This window comes from Pseudomonas sp. EB271-G4-1, assembly GCF_058791355.1.
In genome coordinates this window covers 79,760-98,686 of the sequence record NZ_JBYTEO010000021.1, presented here as the reverse complement: position 1 = coordinate 98,686, position 18,927 = coordinate 79,760, and the positions used below count along the sequence as shown (strand labels likewise).

General features: G+C 58.0%; 16 protein-coding genes. 11 read left to right on the top strand and 5 right to left on the bottom strand.

Annotation, left to right across the window (positions count from 1 at the left end; genetic code table 11):
* Window positions 1–4: 4 nt before the first annotated feature.
* The 6 genes from AC3WWR_RS12895 to AC3WWR_RS12870 all read left to right on the top strand — a co-directional run bounded on the left by AC3WWR_RS12895 (window position 5) and on the right by AC3WWR_RS12870 (window position 6,731).
* The gene (locus tag AC3WWR_RS12895) at window positions 5–979 is read left to right on the top strand and encodes an alpha-ketoacid dehydrogenase subunit beta (RefSeq protein ID WP_432669676.1); all 975 of its coding nucleotides are present in this window, start codon (window positions 5–7) and stop codon (window positions 977–979) included.
* A 45-nt stretch (window positions 980–1,024) separates the two neighbouring features.
* Window positions 1,025–2,143, top strand: a complete 1,119-nt coding sequence (locus AC3WWR_RS12890) for a dihydrolipoamide acetyltransferase family protein (RefSeq protein WP_033043818.1) — start codon at window positions 1,025–1,027, stop codon at window positions 2,141–2,143.
* A gap of 10 nt (window positions 2,144–2,153) precedes the next feature.
* Complete coding sequence (locus tag AC3WWR_RS12885; protein ID WP_033043816.1) at window positions 2,154–2,429, top strand: acyl carrier protein; 276 nt, start codon at window positions 2,154–2,156, stop codon at window positions 2,427–2,429.
* A gap of 133 nt (window positions 2,430–2,562) precedes the next feature.
* Window positions 2,563–3,222, top strand: a complete 660-nt coding sequence (locus tag AC3WWR_RS12880) for a c-type cytochrome (protein ID WP_083349100.1) — start codon at window positions 2,563–2,565, stop codon at window positions 3,220–3,222.
* A 120-nt stretch (window positions 3,223–3,342) separates the two neighbouring features.
* Window positions 3,343–6,183, top strand: a complete 2,841-nt coding sequence (locus AC3WWR_RS12875) for a cation-translocating P-type ATPase (RefSeq protein ID WP_492598768.1) — start codon at window positions 3,343–3,345, stop codon at window positions 6,181–6,183.
* 86 nt (window positions 6,184–6,269) lie between these two features.
* Complete coding sequence (locus AC3WWR_RS12870; protein WP_083349098.1) at window positions 6,270–6,731, top strand: hypothetical protein; 462 nt, start codon at window positions 6,270–6,272, stop codon at window positions 6,729–6,731.
* Between the two features lie 111 nt (window positions 6,732–6,842).
* Here AC3WWR_RS12870 and AC3WWR_RS12865 read toward each other — a convergent pair whose 3' ends face one another.
* Together AC3WWR_RS12865 and AC3WWR_RS12860 are read right to left on the bottom strand one after the other, a co-directional pair.
* Window positions 6,843–7,073 (bottom strand): hypothetical protein, encoded by a 231-nt coding sequence (locus tag AC3WWR_RS12865; RefSeq protein ID WP_033043810.1) that lies wholly within the window; start codon window positions 7,071–7,073, stop codon window positions 6,843–6,845.
* Window positions 7,074–7,088: 15 nt separating this feature from the next.
* Window positions 7,089–7,586, bottom strand: a complete 498-nt coding sequence (locus AC3WWR_RS12860) for a BCAM0308 family protein (RefSeq protein ID WP_492598767.1) — start codon at window positions 7,584–7,586, stop codon at window positions 7,089–7,091.
* 215 nt (window positions 7,587–7,801) lie between these two features.
* On the opposite strand from AC3WWR_RS12860, the gene AC3WWR_RS12855 reads away from it, so the two are divergent.
* The 5 genes from AC3WWR_RS12855 (at window position 7,802) to AC3WWR_RS12835 (ending at window position 12,609) form a co-directional block, all read left to right on the top strand.
* A complete protein-coding gene (locus tag AC3WWR_RS12855; RefSeq protein WP_033043808.1) occupies window positions 7,802–8,362 on the top strand; it encodes a nitroreductase family protein in 561 nt (186 codons plus the stop codon).
* A gap of 174 nt (window positions 8,363–8,536) precedes the next feature.
* Window positions 8,537–10,363 carry a DNA polymerase/3'-5' exonuclease PolX gene (gene polX, locus AC3WWR_RS12850; RefSeq protein ID WP_492598766.1) on the top strand — a complete coding sequence of 609 codons (1,827 nt, stop codon included), beginning with the start codon at window positions 8,537–8,539 and terminating at the stop codon, window positions 10,361–10,363.
* Window positions 10,364–10,597: 234 nt separating this feature from the next.
* Complete coding sequence (locus AC3WWR_RS12845) at window positions 10,598–11,479, top strand: universal stress protein (RefSeq protein WP_020797511.1); 882 nt, start codon at window positions 10,598–10,600, stop codon at window positions 11,477–11,479.
* Window positions 11,480–11,696: 217 nt separating this feature from the next.
* A complete protein-coding gene (locus AC3WWR_RS12840) occupies window positions 11,697–11,849 on the top strand; it encodes a hypothetical protein (RefSeq protein ID WP_175582348.1) in 153 nt (50 codons plus the stop codon).
* 637 nt (window positions 11,850–12,486) lie between these two features.
* A complete protein-coding gene (locus tag AC3WWR_RS12835; RefSeq protein ID WP_492598765.1) occupies window positions 12,487–12,609 on the top strand; it encodes a hypothetical protein in 123 nt (40 codons plus the stop codon).
* A 608-nt stretch (window positions 12,610–13,217) separates the two neighbouring features.
* Here AC3WWR_RS12835 and AC3WWR_RS12830 read toward each other — a convergent pair.
* From AC3WWR_RS12830 to AC3WWR_RS12820, 3 genes are all read right to left on the bottom strand, one after another.
* A complete protein-coding gene (locus tag AC3WWR_RS12830) occupies window positions 13,218–14,783 on the bottom strand; it encodes an eCIS core domain-containing protein (RefSeq protein ID WP_492598764.1) in 1,566 nt (521 codons plus the stop codon).
* Between the two features lie 435 nt (window positions 14,784–15,218).
* Window positions 15,219–16,556 (bottom strand): DUF6519 domain-containing protein, encoded by a 1,338-nt coding sequence (locus AC3WWR_RS12825; RefSeq protein WP_492598763.1) that lies wholly within the window; start codon window positions 16,554–16,556, stop codon window positions 15,219–15,221.
* 10 nt (window positions 16,557–16,566) lie between these two features.
* Window positions 16,567–18,927 carry a hypothetical protein gene (locus tag AC3WWR_RS12820; RefSeq protein ID WP_492598762.1) on the bottom strand — a complete coding sequence of 787 codons (2,361 nt, stop codon included), beginning with the start codon at window positions 18,925–18,927 and terminating at the stop codon, window positions 16,567–16,569.

Sequence of the window (18,927 nt, the reverse complement as noted above, 5' to 3'; positions counted from 1 at the left end):
GTCCATGACCTATCGCGAAGCGCTGCGCGAAGCATTGCGTGACGCCCTGCAGCGGGACCCGCGGGTGTTCCTGATGGGCGAAGACGTGGGGCGTTATGGCGGCAGTTATGCCGTGTCCCTTGGATTGCTGGAAGCCTTCGGCCCCGAGCGTATCCGCGACGCGCCACTGTCCGAACTGGGTTTCGTCGGGGCCGGTATCGGCGCGGCGTTGGCAGGCATGCGGCCTATCGTCGAAATCATGACGGTGAACTTCAGCCTGCTCGCTCTCGACCCTCTGATGAATACCGCGGCGACCCTGAGGCACATGTCAGGCGGGCAATTCTCGGTGCCCTTGGTTGTGCGCATGGCGACCGGGGCTGGTCGTCAGCTGGCTGCCCAACACTCGCACAGCCTCGAAGGCTGGTTCGCCCATATTCCGGGATTGAAAATCCTGACGCCGGCGACCGTCGAAGATGCACGCGGCATGCTCTGGCCCGCGCTGCTCGACCCCGACCCGGTGCTGATATTCGAACATGCGCAGCTGTACAACCTGGAAGGCGATGCCGGCGAATGGGCAACCATGGACATCAGTCGCGCCAAAGTTCGCCGGGCCGGCAGCGACCTGACCCTGATCACGTATGGCGGCTCCCTGGGCAAAGCCCTGGCGGCAGCCGAGGTGCTGGCCGGGGAGGGCATCGAGTGTGAAGTCATTGACCTGCGGGTCCTGCGCCCCCTGGATGACGCAACGCTCCTGGCTTCTGTCTGCAAGACCCACCGTGCCCTGGTAGTCGATGAGGGATGGTGCAGCGGCAGTCTGTCGGCGGAAATCATCACCCGGATCGTCGAGCAAGGCTTTTACGAGCTCGATGCGCCCCCGGCGCGGGTGTGCAGCGCCGAAGTGCCGATCCCTTATCCACGGCATCTGGAGGAGGCGGCGCTGCCACAGGTGGCTTCGATAATCACAGCGGCACACGAACTGTGCCAAGGAAAAAAAACCTGATTGCTGCAGCTTGCCGGCTGCCGGGTTGAATCTGGAGAGTCATCCATGATCGAGTTCAAACTGCCGTCGCTGGGTGCCGACATGGATGAAGGCACGCTACTGGAATGGAAAATACACCCTGGTGATAAGGTTAAGCCTGGGCAGGTGATTGCCGTCGTCGATACGGCCAAGGCGGCCATCGACGTGGAGTGCTTGCATGAAAGCACCGTCCTGCAATTGCTGGTCGACATCGGTACGAAGATACCTGTAGGTACACCCATCGCACTGTTACTGGAGCCAGGGGAGGATCCGCAAAGCGTAAAGCGAACATCGCCAGAAGCGCCGCTGGTGATCGAGGCGCAAGACCTGTCGGGTAGCCGCCCGCGTATTTCCCCTGCTGCGCGTCGGCGCGCTGTCGAGTTGGGACTCGATGTCGATCAATTGAAAGGCCACGGGGCGCAAGGCGCTATCACCCTGGAAGATGTCGAAGTGGCCGCCCACCTGACGCATGAACCCGATCATGAACAGGCCATGCGCCAGACCATCGCCGCCGTCATGAGTCGTTCCAAACGCGAGATCCCCCACTATTACCTGAGCGAAACCATCGCTTTGGACAAGGCCATGGGCTGGTTGCAGGAGCACAACGCACAAAGCACGCTGCAAGAGCGCCTCTTGCCCAATGTCCTGCTGCTCAAAGCGGTGGCACTGGCTTTGCGCGAATATCCCCAGCTCAATGGTGTCTGGCTGAACAACGCCTTCGAGCCGGCACGCGAAATCAACCTTGGGGTGGCCATAAATTTGCGCCAGGGAGGCCTGGTTGCCCCGGTGCTGCATCAAGTGGCGGACTCGACCCTGACCCACCTGATGAGCGAACTGGCCAGCCTGGTTGAACGGGCGCGCAGCGGCTCCTTGCGCAGCTCCGAGTTGGGAGGCGCCGGGATTACCGTGACGCAACTCGGCGATCAGGGGGTGGACAGCGTGCTGGGGGTGATCTACCCGCCGCAGGTTGCCTTGGTCGGCTTCGGTCGTATCAGCGAACGGCCTTGGGTGAGGGAGGGCCAACTGTGCGTCGTGCCCACCGTCATTGGCAGTTTGTCTGCCGATCATCGGGTCAGCGATGGTCATTATGGGGCGCGTTTCCTTAGTGAAGTGCGTCGTCTCTTGCAAACACCGCAGGCTCTTTGAAGAGGCTCATATGAATTCGCAAGTGGTCCGCAATGAGGTGTTGCGTGCATTGAAAGGCATCGCCCCGGAAGTCGAAGTCGAACAGTTGCACACTGATCGGTTATTGCGCGAAGAGGTGGACCTGGACTCCATGGATTGGCTGCGTTTCATCGAGGCGCTGAATCGCAGCCTGGGTGTCGCCATACCCGAAGCCGATTATCGCGAGGTGGATACCTTGGACAGGCTCATCGCCTACTTGGGACAAAGGCGCCAGTCGGGCGCCGACGGGCCATCGAGCCAGACGTAGTTCATGCGCTCAATAAAGCAGGTGGGGGGGCACCATTGCTGCAACGCGCTCAGCAGGATTGATTGAGGTTTGTCAATTGCAGGTGCGATCGCCGGGCGAAAATGGTTGAAAGCGCACTTCAGGGGTACAGGTCATGAACGTCAAGGGCATGCAGCGTACTGACAACCGGTCACCCACCCTCCTGGTCATTGGTCTGGCCACGCTCCTGGGCTGCACCGGGTCCAACGAAGACGGGGCGCAAGAAACGGCACCGATGTCCGCCATCGCCCTGGCAGACAATCTGTGTTCGTTGTGCCACGGGCTGACGGGGGAATCTGTCTCGCCCCTGGTTCCAAAGCTGGCTGGCCAGCAAAAGGACTATTTGACCTCACAGCTGACCGACTTCACACAGCATGGCCGCACCGATGTACCCGGTAATCGCTACATGGGCGGATTGACCCATTTGACCGGGACTCAGATTGTTGAACTGGCCGACTATTTTTCGAGCCAGACTGCCATGAAGGCGCAAGCCGATACGCCGGATGCGCGCGGTGAATCGATCTACCGCCAGGGCTTGCCGCAGGCGGGCATCGCCCCGTGCAGCAGCTGCCATGGTGCGGACGGGCGGGGCAATGGGCAGGTTCCACGGGTGGCAGGTCAGCATGCGATGTACATGGCTCGCCAGATCCTGCGGCTTCAGCAAAGTGTGCAGCGCCCCCACGGGGTTCCGATGCAGCAGGTGGATCATGCGCTGTCTCAGGTGGATGCCCAGTCGGTCGCGAAGTACATGGCGACACTCGGGGCCAGGCAATGAGCGGCTGACAGGGCGAAAAGGTGTAAGCGCGGTGCGGGCTCTGGACTTGCCTGGATCACGCCAGCTCTGCCCGCGCCATTGGTCGAGTAACGACGCACACTCCGTTGTCAAGGAGATGAAATGAGTAGCGCGCTTGAGCCCGGCCGCAACCGTATCGCTTCGCCATACCTCAAGGACGTCGAGACGATTATCCGCGAGCTGGACACTGACATCGGTGTGGGTTTGTCCAGTGCGCAAGTCCAGGCGCGGCTGAGTCGTGACGGACCCAATGAGTTACGGGCCCAACCGGTCAAGCCTGCCTGGCAGTATTTTCTACGGCAGTTTCAGGACCCGTTGGTGTATCTGCTGCTCGTCGCCGTGGTCATCAACCTGGCTAGCTGGTGGCTGATGGACGGTCGCGATTGGCCTGTCGATGCGTTGGTCATCACGCTCATTGTGTTGGCTAATGCGCTCCTCGGGTTTTTCCAGGAAACCCGGTCACAGCGCGCAGTTGCAACATTGGCCAACCTGACCCAGAGCTCTTCGTCAGTCATCCGCGACGGGGCCATGGAACGTATTCCCAGTCACCAGTTGGTGGTCGGTGATCTGTTGGTGTTATCCGAAGGCGATTCGGTAGGAGCCGATGCTCGCCTTGTCCAGGCCAATGCCTTGCGGGTACTGGAGGCGTCGTTGACTGGAGAGAGTGAGGCGGTTTCGAAAAACACCGCGTGCCCAGGCACTGAAGTACCGTTGGCGGAGCGCTCCAACATGGTGTTCAAAGGCTCCGCCATCGCCCAGGGTTCTGGAGTCGGGGTGGTCACGGCTATCGGCATGGCGACTGAAGTGGGGGCGATCGCTCATTTGTTGGAGGTCACACCCGAAGAGGTGACGCCTCTGCAGAAGGAAGTGCGCGCCATAGGGCGGATGCTCGGCATTGCGGTTCTGCTAATCACCATGGTTGTGGTGGTGGCCGTGCTGATACTCATTCCAGTTGACACTGTCGATGATGTGCTGAGCGTGCTGTTGCTGGGCGTATCCCTGGCGGTGGCTGCGGTGCCAGAGGGGCTGGCCGCCATTCTGTCACTGGTGCTCGCCTTCGGCATGCTACGCATGGCCCGCAACAAAGCCATCATCAAGCGCCTGTCGTCTGTGGAGACCCTGGGGGCTGCATCGGTTATCTGTACCGACAAGACTGGCACGCTGACCCGCTCCGAAATGACCATCCAGCAAACCATGACAGCATCTGGTAAAGGGCGGGTCAGTGGAGTCGGCTACGCGCCAAATGGGCAGATTGATTACCTGGGCATGCCCATCAGCAAGGGCCCGGTGCATAACGAAAATGTGCTGCTGTTGCGTGGTGGAAGCCTCGCTGGCAACGCCAGGCTGACGCAACGCGAAGATGGCAGCTGGGTCATTCATGGCGACCCGACCGAGGGAGCCTTTCTAGTGGCACAGCGCAAGCTTGATGCGCCCGTGCACAGTACCGATCGCTTCGAGCGTGTGGCTGAAATTCCCTTTACCTCTGATCGAAAAATGATGTCGGCGGTGGTCATCGATCATGAGCACAACGATCAGCGACTGCTGTTCAGCAAGGGGGCACCCGATGTGCTCCTTCAACATTGCACGCACATACAAGTTGGCATGGATGTCGTGCCACTCACCGACGACCTGCGTGCCAGGGCGGTGGCCAATGTGAATGAGTTATCGGGCGCGGCATTGCGCACGCTTTCCGTGGCTTACCGTCCCTTGACAGCCAGTGAAGATGTCACGACCGGTCAACCCCTTGAAACCGCGCTTGTGTTTATCGGTACGGTCGGTATCAGTGACCCACCGCGGGAGGAGGTCGCGCCAGCCATTGTCGAGGCCCGTCGGGCAGGCATCCGCATCATTATGATCACGGGCGACCACCCCCGAACGGCTGCGCGCATCGCCGAGGACCTGGACATTATCCCGGCCGGTGGCAGGGCGTTGACCGGGGCCGACCTGGACAAGTTGGACGACGCGGCCTTGGCCGAGGCGGTCAAGTCGACCTGCGTTTACGCACGCACGGCTGCCTCGCATAAGCTGAGAATCGTCGATGCGCTACAGGCGCAGGGGCATGTGGTGGCGATGACGGGGGACGGTGTCAATGATGCACCGGCCCTGAAGTCAGCCGATATCGGCATTGCGATGGGCATCACGGGAACGGAGGTGAGCAGACAGGCGGCGAAAATGATTCTGGCTGACGATAACTTCGCAACCATTGTGCTGGCCATTCGTGAAGGACGCGGCATTCTGGACAATATCCGCAAGTTCCTTCGTTACTTGCTGTCATCCAATATGGGAGAAGTGCTGACGGTGTTTCTCGGCGTCGTGGGTGCCGGTGTCATCGGCCTGGTTGATGAGAAGGGCGCGATCATCCTGCCGCTGCTGGCCACGCAGATTCTTTGGATCAACCTGATCACCGATGCAGCGCCCGCCATCGCCATGGGCCTTGATCCGCACGGCGAGGATGTCATGACACGCAGCCCACGCAAACCTTGGGACCGAATCATCGACACACGCATGTGGATCGGTGTAATCGAGGTGGGGCTGGTCATGGCATTGGCGAGTTTATTCACGATCGACTGGTTGCTGCCGGGGGGGATGATACCGGGTGATGCCTCGTTGGTTGAGGCACGCACTGGCGGTTTCACGGTCCTGGTATTGGCGCAGTTGTTTAACGCATTGAGTGCGCGTTCCGAGTCAACCAGTGCATTCAGGAGACTGTTCGCCAATCGATGGCTTTGGGGGGCGATTGTCCTGGCTGTAGCCCTGCAGGTTGCAGTAGTGCACTCGCCACCGCTCAACAAGGCGTTCGGTACAAGTGCATTGACGTTTGGCCAGTGGGGATTTTGTCTTGTAGTGGCCAGTTCTTTGTTCTGGTTCATCGAGCTGCGCAAGCTGCTTTTGCGATTGAAGAGCCAGAAGCGGGCAAAAACATACATCGCAAAACGTGAATAGACGGGTGCAGCCAAGTTGACCTAAATCAATGGGCATTCTGTTGGCGGCCCCATGCTCTTAATGACACTTGGGTAAGGCACTTGGTCATGAACATCAACAAGCTGATCGGGATTCACGCGGTGCAAGGCTGGTGGCGGAGCAGGGGAGCGGCAATAGGAAACCTGCGTCGACCCGGTAAAAGGCTCTGGAAACGTGACGCAACCTACCTGCTGTTGATCTCGCTGGCGTTGCCGGCGGGTTATTTCATGGCGTATCACTTTGCTGCCCATACCTTGAGGGAATTGGTGAACTCTTGCTCCGCGCGTTTCGAGATCGAGCTTGAAAAAGCCGAGATAGAGCCTCCCATCGAAGCTCTATCGCGATCCTTGTGCGAATGTCAGGCACAAACACTGCTCAACAAAAACGGCGTCGTGCGCATTGCGCTGGTCGACAGCCACCTACTGGATCCGCAGTCACTCGAGCCTGTAACAGAGGAAGACGGAGAGGCCTGTATCAACGCCCTGTGGAAGCCAGACGCCGAACTGGCCAAGCGCTTGACGCTTAAGTGACATACTGCAAATCGTGCCTGCGTTCGCAGCCTGGCCCGGTGATCTGGTCGCGCAGTTGCGCCACCGCCGAGGCCTATTGCGGGAGCTGGCCTCGGAAATCGCCCAGGGTGATCAAGCACTGCTGGGCTGGATGAAACCGGCCATCAGGTTGACCCCGGCCAAAGCTGTGACCACGTATACGGCGCCACCAAGGCCTTCGCGCGCCAGTTTTCGTTGAGCCTGCGTTGCCCAGGCCTGGAACAACTTTGCGATTGAGCGTGGGGCGGCGGGCTGAATGGCCGCATCCACGCTTGTCAAAACTCGCCGGTATTTTTTTGCTGGCGCTTTTTTTTCATCGGACAACTAACGCGTCCGGTCCTATTCGTCGCGCGTCCAGTGGATGCTCACGCCATACTGATCCGCGCTGTACCGGTAATCGGATTGCCCTTTGAAAGCACTTTCCAGCGCATGACTCAAGCGATTCGCCAGATGGATGCCGGTCGTAGTCACGATCAGGTCATCCGCGGAGTCCGAAAGTTTGATGATGTGCTCCAGGGCATGCTCGGCTTTCTCCGCCTTTTCCGTATGCTCCATCAGGTGAATGATTTCATCTCGATGCTTTTGCAAGAAGCTGCCCGATAAGGTGAGGGTGCCCGCAGGCATGTCGTCCGCGACACGTCGACAAGCCGGGCAGGTAGTGTCTTTGGCTGCATGCGCCACGGTATTTTCAGGACGACTCCAGGTCCAGTTCCCGGCGTGATACACCGCACCACACTGCGAACAAATGGCTGAGCCTTCAACCCGCTGCGAGCAATAAGGATCATGGGTGGAGGTTTTGAACAACTTGTCTTTGTGGCTCTGCTGATACTTGTCCATCGTGGTTCTCCTCGGCCATTGGGAAGAAAACAATCCACGCTCAGTGTGCGATCAGCACGCTTCGTCAATTTGATGCAGATCAATTTCCAGCGTTGCGAAGCCATTCGCAGGGCCGCACGCCATCGGACGAAACGAGTGCGCAGACTTGATGTAAATCAACAGCCCACCCCATTGGCTGGACGACGTTATGAACAAACTTCTTGAGGTTTGCACCCATGAATATCGATGAGGCGATTTACGGCCGTCGCTCTACACGCGAGTACACGACTGAAGCTGTTGATAAAGAGCTCATAGGCCGTTTGATCAATGCCGCGATTCAGGCGCCCAGCGCAGTCAACCAACAGCCCTGGACGTTCACGGTATTACGTGACCAGGCATTGCTCGATCGGATTTCGCGCGAAGCCAAGGCTTACATGCTCGAGGCCCTGCCTTCAGGATTGCACTCCGGTCACTTTTTATCGTTGCTCAACGATGACAGTTTCCAGATTTTCTATCATGCGCCTGTGCTTATCCTGATTTCGGCAAACGCCCCCGGCCAGTGGATCGTTGAAGACTGTTCACTGGCTGCCGAGAATCTGATGCTCGCTGCCTATGCTGAAGGGTTGGGGAGCTGCTGGATCGGTTTTGCCCAGGGTTTTCTCAACACGCCCCAGGGAAAGAATGCCCTTGGTTTGCCCTCAGAGTGGGTGCCGGTGGCACCGATCATCGTAGGCCATCCGAAGTCCACGCCAATGCCCGTCACGCACAAGGAGCCGCAGGTTTGCTGGGTAGGCTGACTTGCGACACCCATGGGCTGGGCAGGGCGATCGCCCCTGGAAAGCACTGCCCGGCCTCGGTCGGCTATCCGGGCGTCGAGACCGTTCGTTGGGCGCATCTGATCTACATCAAGGAGCAGACATCGGGATCGGCAATGCTGTTGGCATCGACACCCATAACAGCGGGATTTCCCCATGCCGCGGCCGGACGGATCACCACACGCGCCATTGCTCACCCTGGCGCCTTCATCGCTCGGCCAGGGCACCGCGAATGACGAGATTGCCTCGATTTTCGATGTTATTGCCGACCTGCTCGAGTTGGAGGATGCCAACCCTTTCCGGATCAGGGCTTACCGTAACGCTTCGCGAACGCTGAGGGCGTTGACCGTCGATCTGGCGAAGATCATCGCGCGTGGCGAACCACTGCCTAAACTGTCCGGGATCGGTGTTGACCTGGCCGGCAAGATCAATGAAATCGTCACCACCGGCGATTGCGCATTGCACTCACGGTTGCGCGCCACCTTGCCAAAGGGGTTGGCCCAATTGCTATCTATCGCCGGTTTGGGTCCGAAGCGGGTCCGGCACCTCTATCACGATCTTGGAATCGAAACCGTACAACAGTTATGTCTGGCCGCTGAACAGCGACGTATTCGCCATCTTCCCGGCTTTGGTGAAAAGTTGGAGGCCCGGCTATTGAGTGCCGCGCAGAAAGGAATCGGCAAGGACCGGCGTTTACCGCTCGCCCATGTCGAGCCATTGGCAGAGCGGCTGGCGTGTTATCTGGAGCAGATCCCGGATGTCGAGCAAGCGACCGTGGCCGGAAGCCTGAGACGCATGCGCGACACCGTCGGCGATATCGACATCCTCGTTGCGGCCGCACCTGGCGTGGAGGTTACCGCGCAGTTCATCAAGCACCCGGATGTTGCCACCGTGCTGGTTCAAGGGCCAACGCGTGCCAGCGTTCTCCTGGGTTCAGGCCTGCAAGTGGATCTACGGGTCATTGAACCTGCGGTCTATGGCGCGGCCCTGGTGTACTTCACTGGCAGCAAGGCGCACAACATCGCGATTCGCCAAAGGGCACAGAAGAAGGGGCTCAAACTCAGTGAATACGGGGTATTCAAGGAAAACCGACGCCTGGCCAGTGGCACTGAAGTCGACGTTTATCGGGCGCTGGACCTGCCCTGGATAGTGCCGGAGCTTCGCGAGAATCGGGGTGAAATCGAAGCGGCGCTGGCCAATCGCTTGCCCAGACTGATCGAATCAAGCGATCTCAAAGGTGACTTGCATGCCCATACCCGTGAGTCGGATGGTGGCAACAGCCTGGAAGACATGGCGCTTGCGGCGCAGGCCGCGGGCTTGCAATACCTGGCAATCACCGATCACTCCCGTTCCCTCAGGGTGGCCCATGGTCTGGACGGCGACCGGTTGTTGCAGCAGATCGACCAGATCGATGCGCTCAATGGCCGGTTGCAGGGCATGACGTTGCTCAAAGGTGTCGAGGTCGACATTCTCGAAGACGGTAGCCTGGATCTGCCGGACGATATTCTGGGGCGCCTGGACCTAGTGGTGGGTGCCGTCCACAGTCATTTCAATTTGACTCGACGCCGCCAAACCCGGCGCCTGCTCAGGGCTATCGACCATCGCTATTTCACGATTCTGGCGCACCCATTGTGTCGGTTGATCAATGAGCGCGAGCCCCTGAACCTGGACCTCCTCGCCATCATCAAGTCTGCCGCTGAGCGGGGCTGCTGTCTGGAGCTCAATTCGCAGCCGCAGCGCATGGACCTGTTCGATCTGCAGTGCCAACACGCCAAGGATCAAGGTGTGCTGATCAGTATCAATTCGGATGCGCATCGCACGGCTGATTTTTCCCAGTTGCGTTTCGGGGTCGCGCAGGCACGTCGAGCCTGGCTGGAACCCCATAACGTGCTCAACACTCGGTCGCTATCAACGCTGAAGTCGTTTCTGCGCGGTGGCGGGGACAGGCAAACAGAACGGGTTCAAAGCTTATGTCAGCGTTAGACAACACGCCCCGGCCATTCGATTCAGCTGGAACAAGGGATCGCAGACTTGATGTAGATCAAGTCGCAAGCAGGGCAGACTTTCAAAATCAAAAAAAGTGGCGGGGTTGGCTCTTGGGCGCAGAAATGCATGAGCGACTTTCTGAATGCTGAGTAACTGGAAGGGCTGGACGCCTGGGACGGGGCGCTCGTGCACTCGTCCATGTAGGACTTTCATCTGACTGGAGGACCTGTCATGAGCCAGTATCAACGCTTGTTGCTGATAATCGATCCGACGCTGCGCCAATACCCGGCACAACATGCGATGGCGCTGGCCAGGGCCAGCGGCGCCAGTCTGCATATCCTGGCACTTGTTCCCGCTATAAAAGGGTTGTGGATGCTTGAGGAGCGCGACAGGTTACAGCTTCGTGAGGATTGCCTGCGACCCCATCACGACTGGCTCAATGAGCAGACCGCCCCGTTGCATGGCAGGGGGATCACAGTGACCACGCAACTGGCGTGGGCTGAAGATATGGAAAAGGACATCATCGATTATGTGACCGACATGCAACCTGATCTGCTGATCAAGCAAATCCGGCATGAGTCGGCATTCAAACGGGCAATCTTCACCCCGCTGGATTGGCAACTGCTGCGCCATTGCCAAGTGCCGGTGTATCTGGTGGGAAGCAGCCGGCACGTGTTACCACGCAAAGTGGTGGCTGCTGTCGAGGTCACCGATACCACGCCCGCCGACAACACGTTGAACGAACGGATCATCCAGCAGGCAAGTAGCCTTGCCCTGCAGTGCGATGCCGAGCTGCATCTGCTGTACGCCTGCACCATCTCGGCAGCGTACCTGGCGGACTATGACGGCCTTACCCTTGCTGAACTGACCAAGGCGCTCGGCAGGGATCTGAAAAAAGCCTTTCTGGCGCTGGCCGACCAGTTCGGCGTGCCGTCCGATCGCCGACATTTCATAGAAGGACACCCGATCGCAGTCTTGAATGAGTTTAGCCACGACCATCAAATGGATGTGATCGTCATGGGCAAAGTCCAGTCCCGTGGTCTGGGTAAGTTATTGGGCAGCACCACCGAGCACATTCTGTATCAGGCGCCATGCAGCATTCTGGCGGTTTAGAAGCGGCGGTACAGGCGCGTGTATTTGGCCTTTGCAGAAACTGGATGTAGGGGAGGGGCTGCACCACGCGGCGATCATGTGAACGACTGCATCGACATATCATCAGCCCGCAATTGGGTTTGTCGGTGTCAGTGCCGGAGTATTACGACATCGAACTTGCACGTGCCGATTGATGCCATAACGCGGTTTTGTATTCGCCCGAATGGCAGGAGAGATGATGAACACCGTCATGGTTACTCCTGCGGATCATCCAGCCATCAGCCGGGAGCTGGCATATATGATCCTGTTCATGGCGCTGTTCACGGCCATGACCCGTTTTGGATTGGGCATCGGCCTGGTCACTCTGATGATTGCCCTTGTACGAACGTAATTGGCCAATTACGCAGTGATTATTGCGTTCTGGAATCTGGGTTTGGCGTTTGGCCTGGTCCTTCTCATCGCCGGGTTTTCCAGTTACCTGGGTATCGGCAAGGTATTGAGGATTGAACCATTCGAAATTTTCAGAGGCTAAGAGCGGTGCCTGAATTTAGTTTTGTATTCCCAGCGTGTTGTCTAGCCTTAGAGGAGGTTGGTTTTACATCACTGATTCCAAAACCTACTATCAGCTAACTCAACTAAACAGACATTTAGTTGAGCTATAAGAATCATCTGTATATAGGGCAGGGAAGTCCTGTGATTCTAACTGAAAGCAGCAGCCGAATCGTGTGCCCACCACAAGCAGGATCCTCCGTTAAAGGTCGATGATTTGACGGGCTGCTTCAAGCAAGGGTAAGGATCCTGGGGGTTGTGTAGTGGTCGAGGGATACGGCTTGGCTTTGAAGTAAGCCGGCTTCCGCCGTATTTGGACGTCCATGGCTATGTGAGCTTTTGATATGCCTTTTGTGAATGATGATAAAAGTAAAAACGCCTGAAAAACTGGTATTTCTTACAGTTTTCAAATGTAGTTGGTGGCTGAACTATAAGGGTTGTTAGAACAGTTCATTTCCTCAGCCCCAGGAGAAATCGTTATGGTGACTTTTACGCCCGAGCAACTCGTTGAAATGCCAGATGATCAACTGCAGTATTTGTCACCAGAGCAATTGGAACAACGAGACGCATTATTCCGCCAGCAGTGGCTAGAAAAGCAATGAGGAATTCGAAGGACTTGTTAACGGAGGTTAAGCTACCACCAGTTGAGTAACCGGATAATTTATCGGTCCTCAGCACAGCTGGACCAGCTTGAGGGGTAATTGGACGGTACGCGTTCGACAGAATCCGGCTGATCACTTGCCAAAGGAAAACCCTGGCGATCGGGAGACCACTGGGGTTTTTCTCCGCGGCATGAAAAACAGCCGCTTAGTGAAGCTAGGCCATTTGGTGCTCAAAAAGGAGAAGACTACCACCCAAGGTTGTATCCCTAGGGTACGCATAATGTATATTATGTTAAACGAGATGCTATGTTAGATATGTTCATCAGCTGTCTAAGCCACTGATTCGACAAACCCGCTTCTGCCGTCCACTCTCTCAACGGGCCATGTCCTTCGTGTTCATGGCGAATCATTCAATGACGTGGCTGCCGATTCAGCTGAGACAGTGCCGGTTCTCTTCAGGTCAGCGTGTACCGCTGCTTGTGCAAGTTGGTGATGCAGCGCCGTTGCCGAAATTTGACATGCTTCGACGGATCCGCCGCGTAGGTGGATAGCCCACCCTTCCCCATGTTGGCCCACCAGACCAGAGGATCGGGTCGGTATCCAACTGATTAGGGGGTCACCCTCATTTCCGCTTCGAGCTTCGGATTGAGCCAGGTGAGGAAGCGACGAAGCGCCGGCAGCGAGTAAGGCCAATTGCCGAGGCTCGGCGCCGTCCCTACCGTCATTGAACCGACGCGACTGCGGAAGCTGGACTCGAACAGATCGCAGAGCCGATTTATCCGTGGTTCCCACACCCCCTCGATGGTGCTGGCCCACGTCACTGTCCCGTTGGAGACCGTATAGCCAAGTTTGTTGGCGGCGCAGAATATGTGCCACCGACGCTCGACGCCTGCTGTACCACCGGACGCGCCGAGATAATAGAGGCGCAGCACCTGCGACAATGACTGTCCGGATTGTGAACCCCACTGTTGAAAGGTGCCGAAGGCGTCAGCGTCACCCAGCACATCCTCGTTTGGCGTAGATGCCTTGTAATACGCGTCAAAATCCGCTTTCGCTGGCTTAACCGATGCGTCTTCGGCCGGTAAGCCGGTGCGTGTGTGGTAACTGGTCCAGTATGAAGCCAGCGCCAAGTCGGCGGCCCACGAGGCGGGATCGATGCCTCGAATACCATAAGCCGAATAAGGGGGAGCCACCCTGGTATGGAGCAAAGCGTCGAGGCCGAGCAGCATATGGCCAACGTCGATCTGCGAACCGTTCGGCATCACGATATATGGGGATGGGTTGTCACCGATGGAGTTCTCATCGGCGTGAGCGGAGAGGTGTGAGTATGCAGGGCGAGTATTCGCGTCCCATCTCATATCGGAGAGATTATTGGAATAATAGAGAAGGGCACCGCCTGCCCCGGGAGGCTGGGCGTAGGCAGGCGCCACCCTTCGATAATGCGCATCCGGGATGAGTGCCTCGAATGCCATGCCGCTGTAGTACTCCTGCCGAGTCCGTGTAACGATTTCTTCGGGCGAGTCGCATGGATACTTCTTCTCGACCGTCTCGATATAGGTGACGAAGTCCGCAATCGGAATGTACGCATCTGGATTGGAGGCCGGCGTGCTCACTTTTGAGTATTGTCGTTGCACAGCCGCCGATTCCCAATGAATAGAGGGTGATGAAGCATGCAAGAGCGCGCTGGCGTCTTTTCCAGCCAGAACGCGCGCGGCGACCTCGTCTGCGACACTCTCGTGTGTGTCTCCCGGCCGGCTTAGCCCCGGAGCAACGACTCCCCTAGCCTGTTGCACGCTATGGGCCAGTTCAGGGGCGAGCAACAGTTTGCCTTGCGACGTCGAGGGCGCGTATTGACCCGCACCAAAAACGATATCCATTCCGGTCGTATAGGCGAGCGCATCTACAGCGCGAGCCGACTCGCCCGCCACAGCGTCGGTGTGTACGCGAATCTGGCTGAGGTCGTGCCCGAAGCGAGGCTCGAATAAGTCCCGAACATCTTTTGACAGGTGCTCACCTGTTTGATCAATTCGGCGTGTACTAGCCATCGGGCTCCCGATTGTTCTCTGCATGGAAAGAGACTGGTGGGTTTTCCCAAAGTGAGGACGGCTGGCATTCGTCAACTTCGCGGACAAAGATTGCCAAGTTGACGTTGGTTTTTCTGCGAGCACTCGCATGCCTAGTCTCCTTTTGCTTGATGGCAAGAAACCTAACTACTTAAGTATACAGGTGCGGTGGAAACCTATCGGTTAGCACGACGAAGATGCTTGCGAGTGCTCAATAGCTATTAGCCTGAGCAGCTACTTCGTTAATTTATTTTTTATCAGGCTCAGCTTCGACTTATGCACCGAGCTAATGATGGCCTCAGCCGTTTTATTGCACTTGAGTGAACAGTTCGTGCCTTAAAGTGGGAATATCCTGTCCGGCCTTTATTCGGTCAAGCAGCTCCTCCCGAAACTCCTCAACATAGCACATGTCCCATTCCCCTTGTTCTGCACTTCCAGGAGTGCTTGCTTCAAGAAGGTGAAGTGTGCCGCCGTATTTGAGTACCCGCTTATGAAAGCATCCGCACTTGAAGTTCGACTCAGACCTTGGGCAGCCAGGTTACCCCTTCACTTACCGATTTCAACCCGCAAGTTCGTGACGTCACCAGTTATTGGTATCGTCGCCAGTGGCGCGTAGTGATGCTCGATTCCGTGCGGCGGCAGGGGCTTCGGGCCACCCACTGTACCGCCCTCACCCACCTTCAATCTTGGCCAGAGCGTATCCCCGAGCGCAGTCCTGGCGGGAATGAGCCAGTAGTCACCGGTACGATAATGAGGATGCCTCCCCTCTACTTCCTTTTCAAAAGTGATACTGATCCCATCCTCCAGCGCGATAGGCACACCTTCCATGAGTGCAATGGTGTTCAGTTCTGTTTCGCTCGTAGCGCCATGGTCCCAACGGCGAATGATTGGGTGCCGATCCGCAATCGCGGATAAGAGGACAGGTGGCTCATCCAGCGTTATGGTCATCGCATCCTGGTCAACAGAAGTCACGCGTCGCAATGGCTCGCTCGTGTTGTCATCGAAGTGAAGCGCCCTGGTGTCGTCCAGAATTTCGACCAAGTCATCTTGTTTCAGGCCCAGTCGCTCATCACGCCACCACTGCGACAACTTGACGACGTTTCCCTTGATTTCGTGGACCGTGAAAGCGACCGAGCCGTTCTCGCGTGACCATTTGAATGTGCCCCCTTCGCCGGCCTTTCCACCGCTATGGATTTCGACACGATAGAGCTGATTCTCGACACCGCGATAGCGGGAATCGGAAGCAACGACGCAAGGTCTTTTGTCGACCGACTCGGTGTCATGGGCAGTCTTGGTTGAAAGGAGCCCCCGTGGTCCATCATACAGATTGCGGCTAAACCAACCCTGCCAACCCTCGTCAGTGCCGCCTTTCGGAGGAAGGTCCGTTTCCTCCAGTTCAATCACCTTTACTTGCCATACCACCTGCGCACGCGATGCTGTTTGTGCACCATTGAGCGCGACCTCCCGTAATGAAGGATCCTCCACGTCGCTGAGGTGGCGTTCCCACACGTCGAGATATGCCAGATATCCCTTGCCATTTTCCATGGAGTTGGGCCCGGCTGGCTCATAGTGAGGCTGTCGGGGCTGGGTTCCGTTCCCCTTGGTAAAGGTAACGTCGACATCGTTCTCGCAGAGCCAGCCATCAACATAATAGGTACCACTTGCAATGCTGAAATTACTGGGATCAAGTCTTGCAACCTCGAACGACTTTTTTGCCCCTCCATGCGGCCCGATCAGGTCCCTGGCGAGCGTTCTCAGGAAGTGCAGCACAATGGACTGTTGCTCGTTCCAGTCGGCATCCAGTTGAACGCGGCCCTGCTGCATCAGGACACGGCTGAAATGCCGGATAGGGTCAAACGAGTCCCTGGAAAAATCCCCTTTCATGGTTTGTCCCTCAGGTGGAAAAGATAATGCCTGCATCAGCCGCTGCGGGTACGAACTCATCGAGTCGCGCGAGCAGGTTGGCCGTTCGTTGTGGCTGGAACAGATCGTGGAAGACGCCCATTTCCGATTCGTCGTCAGCACCCCGCAAGATCTCCGGCGCACAGTTTGCCGCCAGCTGGCAGTAGGCCGGTGTACCGTAGCGCGTACTGTTAAACACCGGTCGCACGCGCCGGCGCTCGTCAAGCTCCTGTTGCAAGGCTTGCGCCTGAGAAGAGGCTGTGTCCGGGCCGAGACGCTCCTGCAGTATGCGCAGAGCCCCATCTGGCTGGCAGTTGAAGCGCTTGGGCGTACGGGAACCCGGCTGCACATAACAGAAACGCATGCAGCCGAACTGACTGCGGGCCACAGTCACGCGGCCTAGGAAGATGCTGTTCTCGGCATGTTCAATCGCATGAGCCATAACGGTGCCGATCAGAGTGCTGCGTTCGACCCGCAGCACAGCGTGGGCACGCCTTGCACCAATGGCGCCGATGGCCTCGCATTCGGGGCGTTCACAATCGGTACCGGTCGCATCGACGATGCTGTCACTCACGCGGATACGTACGGGGTCGGCCTTGACTTCGTCATTGTTGACCTGGATGGAGCCCACGATACTGTGCTCGATCACCACGCAGGCGCCACTATCGATCAGTTCGATGCTGGGCTCGGATGGACGTAGGGGGTCGCAATCAGGCTTCAGGGACCAGCCAGGCACCAGCGTTGAATGGCGCACTGTAAAGGACGTCAGGTCGCCTTCGATCTGCACCCCACGCCCGGCCACCATCACACCGTCCAGCGCGAATCGGTTTGATACATGCTCGGCCTTTTCGGCCTCGCCCTCACCTTTTCCATTGTTACCATGCTTCGGCCCGATCACGGTCAGGTTGTCCGGCAGGTCGGTCTGCCAGTCGAGCAGGCGCAGCACCGGTCGTTTGGCTTGGGCCGCGCGCAGTTGCAAACTGTGACCTGCCCCAAGAACGATGCGGATAGGCAGCACATAGACACCGCTGTCACCGATCTCTATCACGGCCGTCTTGGGTTGCTCAGCATGGGGGATCTCTCGGCCATCTTCCGCGATCTGGCCACGCCAACGCGCCAGCGCTGCATCCAGTTGGTCCTTGCCGATGACCCGGATGATCTCCGCGCACTCCGGCTGCAATAGGGGGCGCTCGTATTCTCCGCCCCCGATGTCGGCACTGAAGCCATAGTGATAAGAGACCCGGACATTTCGCTTGGGCAACTGTCCGGGCGGAAAGACCATGCGCCCCAATTGGGGATCGACGGCGACCTGTCCCTTCTCCGGGACGTAAGCCCACCCGCTCAGATCGGCTGGAATGACTTGAGTCGCCGCGATAGGCACCTCGCGTGCGCCTTCCCTGCCCGGCCAGTCTTCAGCCCAGATTGCGATGCTCTGGGCAACGCGCGGGTTTGCAGAAAAATGCTCGGCGAGCCCGTAGTAAGCCTTGCAAGCGATGGTCGTGCCAGCCTCAACACCGGGCGCGGAAAACACCCGGCGGTCGATCGGCGCCGGAACATTCAGTTCTCCCGCGATGGCGAATGGATCGCACTCGTCATAGGGGCGATTGAACAAGGGCGTATCGCTGCCCAGGACACTGAAGGTGTAGCAATGCGGCCCGACCTCCTCCATGCAATACGCAGGCGCATAGGTTACGGAATAAGCCTTGAGCCGCCAGACGAACAGGCCCACCGCCGGGAGGTTGTATCGACCCGGAGCGTGCCGCGAGTTGATGCGTCGCAAGTCGATGGTATGGGCCATTGTGTCGAAGGGGGTGCCGATTCGATCCAACCCACCTGTTTTGCGCAGATCCGCAAGTCGCCCTCGGCCCAGATGCAACCGATCCAGCGCTACAGCCTGCACTAACAGATTGCGGAACTCGATAGCCCGCGCTGGCCAGCCGGAAACGTCCCGCGAGAGCAACTCCAGCAACGCCAGGGTCCCCTTGCGCCGACGGTTGCGGATGGTGTTGGCGACCTCACGCCGTGGCACCAGGATTCGGTTGCGCAGGCGATCCGCCGGCATCGTCACGCCACGGGGTTCACCCGCCTCACGCACGGGTTGATGCCTCAATAGGTCAGCCAGGTAGGGCACGACCCAGTCATCGCATGTCTCGATGAACCAGTTCTCGTACAGGCGCTCGATGTCGTCTTCGAGAAGATTCACTTGTTCCGCAATGACCTGCAGCAACGCGCGTAGCGGCTGGCCGCGTTCGCAATCGCGAATTCGGTGCAGAGCGGGCAGGAGCTCATACAGGCGATCGAGCCTGGTCGCGTCGGTGGTCGAGCGGTCGCTGAATATCCGGTCCCTTTGCAT